A 5,400-nucleotide genomic window follows, 5' to 3' on the forward strand; every position below is an offset into this window, starting at 1 on the left:
GGAACCCCACAGGCACCACTACTCACCGTGCTCGGCTCCGTCTACGCGACCAACGAACCCACCGAGAACTCCGACCGAATGTTCCTCTCCATGATCACAAACGCGTGCGCCGCCATCCGCGACCTCGGCACCCTGGACCTGCTCGGCAGCCACGCCCGGCGATCCTGGTGCTCAAGGTGTTCACAGAGTGCGGATGGGTGCCGGACGACGCGGGCGAGTTCGGCGAATGCGGCCACCGGACGCGAATAAGGGCCGGCGCCGAAGGACCGCTTCCGTCGCAGTAGCGACCGCGACTGAATTTTCTCGATCTTTCGAGTGCCAGAACTCGGCCACCGTATTGATGGGTCCCGATCATAAGGCGGCCCATCCGTATTCGTTGATTAGGACGCCCAGGACGGACCAGCGCCCGATCCGGTCCGTCGCGGCGGCGGCCAGGGGTGGTCGGACCAGGCCGGTGGGAGGCGGAGCCCGCGGTGCGGGCGTCGCCGGTTGCACCGGGCTGACCACGGTGGACTCACGGCGCCGCTCCGGCCGACGCGTCAGACCAAACGGCTCCACCCCCTGACGGCCGGCCGCCGGCCCCGAGGCAGGCCTCGCCCGCTCGCCTCCCGCTACACCAAACACGGCTACCACTTCCACGACGGAGCCGCCATCACCTTGATCATGATCTCGTTTTGACCGCACCACCCAGCAAGATCACCTGAGGGCAGCCTAAGTCATTGACGCTGACGTCGAAAGTTGGGAACATGTGCTCACTCGTCCGCCGGACAATGGCCAGCCAACTAAACACGGCCTTGTGAGAGCCACCTGCTCCCGGCAGGGCTGTTTTTCGTGGCTGATGGTGCCGCGTGCAGACAACTTCGATGACTCAGAGGTGGAAGGCATATGCAGAACACGGTGCCACGCGACCGAACAAGGTGGTCGCGTCGGAGGTCGGCGCGGGCGCTCTTAGCCCTGCCTCTGGCCTCGCTCCTGTTCGTCGCCGCGTGTAGCTCGGACGACGAGGATGCCACCACCCCGACCGAGACGGCCGCGGCCGCCAACGCGCTCGGGCCGGTCGACAAGGCCGCCGGCGAGCCCGTCAAAATCGGGATCGTCTCGGACGGCAAGTCTGCCGCCATCGACAACTCCGTCCAGTTCGCCGTCGCGGAGGCTACCGCCAAGTACCTGAACGAGCATCGCGGGGGCATCGGTGGCCGGCCCGTCGAGCTGGTGACGTGTGAGACGCAGGCGGACCCGGCCAGGGGTACCGACTGCGGGAACCAGATGATCGAGAAGGACGTCGTCGCGGTCGCGGTCGGCGAGTCGGCGGTGGCCGAGGGTGTGTGGAAGCCGCTGGCCGAAGCGGACATACCCGTGATGTTCTTCGGCGCGGGCAGCCCGTCGATTCTGTCCGACCCCAACAGCTTCACCATAGGCGATCCGACGTTCGCGACGTTGCAGCTGCCGATCAGCCTCGCGAAGGACAAGGGCCTCAAGAAGGTGACCGAGGTCGTCATCGACGTGCCGGCCGCCCTCCACAACGCGCAGGACCTCGCGCCGCCGCTGATGAAGAAGGCGGGGCTCGAATACGAGCTCATCCGGATCGCTCCGGGTACGGCCGACATGACGCCGCAGCTGCAGAGCGTCGCGGGTGACAAGTCCAGCGTCGTGTTCATCATCGGCAACGACTCGTTCTGCATCAGCGCGATCAACGGCCTGCGGGCGGTCGGGTTCGAGGGCACGACCAGCGCCATCTCGCAGTGCATCACCGACGCCACCCGTAAGGCCGTGCCCGGGGACGACCTGGACGGGATGGTCATCGGCGCCTCCGTTCCGGTCGGCGGGGACGACCCGTCGAGCGTTCTCTACAACGCCGTGATCGACACCTACGGGAAGGACATCGACACCGGCTCGTCCGCGGGTCGGGGCATGTTCGTCACGTTCGGCGGTCTCGCGGCGTCACTCGAGGACATCAAGGGTGAGATCACGCCGGCGACCGTCACCGCCGCTATCAAGGCGGCACCCGAGAAGGAGCTTCCGGGCGCCTCCGGGCTGAAGTTCCGCTGCAACGGCAAGGCCTACCCGGACCAGCCGGCGGCCTGCGTGCGCGGTGGGTTGTCCACGACTCTCGACAGCGATGGTCAGCCTACGGAGTACAAGGTTCTCGGCACCTCTCCGATCCCGGACTGACGGCCGCGTAACCACTCATCGACGTATTTCTCGATAGCCGGTTCGGCCCCCCACTCGGCGTCTGCCCGAGTGGGGGGCCGAACCGGCCCGCGTTTTGCAGGACTGAACTGAAAGATGCCAGGAGATCGTGATGGAACATATAGGTTCGCTACTTCTGGGCCTGGGAAACGGAGGGGTGTTCGCGGCGCTGGGACTGGCGCTCGTGATCACCTACCGGAGCTCGGGAGTCATCAACTTCGCGACCGGGGCGGTAGCGCTCTACGTCGCCTACTCCTACGGCTCCTTACGCGACGGCGAGCTGCTGGTCCTGTTACCTGGACTGCCCGCCACGGTTGACGTTGGCGGAGAGTGGGGGCTGGCACCGGCGGCAGCGCTCTCCCTGACGTTCGGGGCACTACTCGGCGCACTGCTGTACCTGGTGGTGTTCAGGCCTCTGCGCGAGGCGCCTCCACTGGCCCGGGCAGTGGCGTCGCTAGGTGTTCTGGTGGTCATCCAGTCGGTGATGGCGATCCGGCTCGGTACGGCGCCCGTCAGCGTCAAGGCGATCTTCCCGGAGGAACGGTGGGAGTTCGGCGGCGCGAAGGTGCTGTCCGACCGCCTCTATCTCGTCGTCGCCGTGGTGGTCCTGACGCTGGCGCTGACCGCGGTGTACCGCTTCACCCGATTCGGGCTGCTGACGAGGGCGGTGGCGGAATCCCAGACCGGCGCCTACGTCAGCGGTGTCTCCCCGGACCGAATCGCTTTGTTCAACTGGATGATCAGCGGCGTGACCGCCGGTGCGGCCGGCATTCTCATCGCACCGTTGACCCCGCTCTCCCCGACCACCTACACGCTGTTCGTCGTGCCGGCCCTCGCCGCCGCCGTGGTCGGTGGCTTCACCAACCTCGTGCCGACCGTGGCCGCCGGCATCGCCATCGGCATGGTCCAGTCCGAAGCGCTCTCGCTGGCCGCCGACAAGGTGTGGTGGCTGCCGAGGACAGGCGCGTCGGAGCTCGTCCCGCTGGTGGTGATCCTGCTGGCGCTGCTGGCCACTGGGCGGGGCCTGACAGTCCGGGGCGGTCTGGTTCGGCAACCGCTGGGTCGGGCACCCCGGCCGCGCTCCCTGACACTGCCCACGGTCTTCGGTACCGCCGTGGGTGTGATCGCCCTGCTGGCCACCACCGGAACCTGGCGAAGCGCGGTCATCGGCACCTTCATCGCCGCGATCATCGGCCTGTCTCTCGTCGTCGTGACCGGCTACGCCGGCCAGGTGTCGCTGGCCCAGCTCGCGCTGGCCGGCAGCGCCGCGTTCACGCTGAGCGGCCTGACCCAGAGCTGGCACGTCCCGTTCCCGTTCGCGCCCCTGCTGGCCGCGCTCGCGGCCACCGTGCTGGGCGTGGTGATCGGGCTGCCCGCCCTGCGATTGCGGGGACTGACCCTGGGCATCGTCACCCTCGCCCTGGCCTACGCCATTGAGGCCGTCTGGTTCCGCAACACCCAGATCGTCAGCAGCGAGGGCGCCGAGGTGACCCAGCCCAAGCTGTTCGGCCTCGACCTCAGCATCGGCACCGGCCACGCCTTCCCCCGCATTCCCTTCGGCCTCCTGTGCCTGGCGGTCCTGGTGGCCGTGGCCTGGGGCGTCGCCCGGCTGCGGACCAGCGCACTGGGTTCGGCCATGCTCGCGGTCCGCGCCAACGAGCACTCCGCCGCCGGCATCGGGATCAACGTCGTGGCGATCAAGGTCGCCAGCTTCGCGATCGCGTCGTTCATCGCCGGCCTGGGTGGCAGCCTCCTGGCCTACCGGCGTGGTGTCGTCACCTTCGACTCGTTCACCGCGATCGGCGGGCTCGCCCTGCTGTCGACCGCGTACCTGGCCGGCGTCACCTCGGTCTACGGCGGCATCCTCGCCGGCATCATGGCGGCGTCCGGCATCACCTTCGTGGCCATGGACCGCTGGGTCCACCTGGGCGACTGGTTCCCGGTCATCACCGGCATCGGGCTCCTCGTCGCCCTCATCGGTCACCCGGAAGGCCTCGCCACCGGCGGCCACGAGCTCGCCGACCGACTGGACCGACTACGCCACCGCAAGCGCACACCGACCTCCCCGGAGCAGGCCAAGAGGCTGACACCCCAGCAGCCCACAGCCGCCGAGGCCGACCTCACGACGAAGACCAGCGTCCCCGCACCGGCAAGCACCGACCAGACGGAACCGGTGAGTACCGCCAAAGCAGAACCGACCGTGCCGACGCAGCCGGCAGGCGCCGACCAGGCGGCGGAACCAATCGAACCGGCAAGTACCGACCAGGCGGAACCAACCGAACCGGCGCAGCCGGCGGCCACGGTGCTCGACATCAGCGGACTCACTGTTCGTTACGGTGGCGTGACAGCTGTCTCCGAGGTCTCGCTGCGCGTCCACGCCGGCCAGATCGTCGGCCTCATCGGGCCGAACGGCGCGGGCAAGACAAGCGTGATCGACGCGACGACCGGATTCGCCCAGGCCTCGGGCACCATCCAGCTCGGCGGAGAGCCCATCGAGGGCCTGCCCACACACGCGCGGGTGCGGCGTGGCCTCGCCCGCACATTCCAGTCCCTGGAGCTCTACGACGACCTCACCGTCGAGGAGAACGTCAGCGCGGCGCTGTTCGGCGCGCGCGGGGACGAACGTCACCGCGCCCTGGCGGCCGCGCTCGACCTGGTCGGCATCGCCGACCGGGCCGACCGGCACGCCGACGAACTGAGCCAGGGCGAACGGCAGCTGGTCTCGATCGCGCGGGCCTGCGCCACCAGCCCGCGGGCCCTGCTCCTCGACGAACCCGCCGCCGGACTCGACACCACCGAGACCGCCTGGCTCGGTGAGCGCATCCGCTCGATCAGCCACACCGGGGTCGGCGTGATCCTCGTCGATCACGACGTCTCCCTCGTGCTGTCCGTGTGCGACTACATCTACGTCCTCGACTTCGGCAAGGTCATCGCCGAGGGGGATCCCGCGACGATCCGCGCGGACCGCGCCGTCGCCGACGCCTACCTCGGCTCCGTCCACGACGCCTCGGCAGAGGTCGAGGCGGAGATAGAGGAGATAGAGGAGATAGAGACGGAAGCCGCAGCACCGCCGGAGACCGCCTCCCCGTCAGCTGCGGAGACCCCCTCGCCGTCAGCCGCGGAGACCACCCCGACCCCGGCACCGGCCGCGGAGACCACTCCACCGCCAGCGGCGGAGACCACCCCGGCACCGGCACCGGCACCGGCACC

At 68.9% G+C, this 5,400-nt stretch carries 2 protein-coding genes and 1 pseudogene; all 3 read left to right on the forward strand.

Annotation, left to right across the window (positions count from 1 at the left end):
• Positions 1–249 (forward strand): annotated as a pseudogene (locus MXD62_RS25470) (hypothetical protein); the annotation flags it as partial.
• A gap of 636 nt (positions 250–885) precedes the next feature.
• Positions 886–2,172 carry an ABC transporter substrate-binding protein gene (locus MXD62_RS25475; protein WP_248831955.1) on the forward strand — a complete coding sequence of 429 codons (1,287 nt, stop codon included), beginning with the start codon at positions 886–888 and terminating at the stop codon, positions 2,170–2,172.
• A 130-nt stretch (positions 2,173–2,302) separates the two neighbouring features.
• Positions 2,303–5,400: branched-chain amino acid ABC transporter permease/ATP-binding protein (locus tag MXD62_RS25480; RefSeq protein ID WP_248831956.1), on the forward strand; the 3,098-nt coding region annotated here is incomplete at its 3' end.

This window comes from Frankia sp. Mgl5 (assembly GCF_023242985.1).
In the GTDB taxonomy this organism is placed as follows: domain Bacteria; phylum Actinomycetota; class Actinomycetes; order Frankiales; family Frankiaceae; genus Parafrankia; species Parafrankia soli.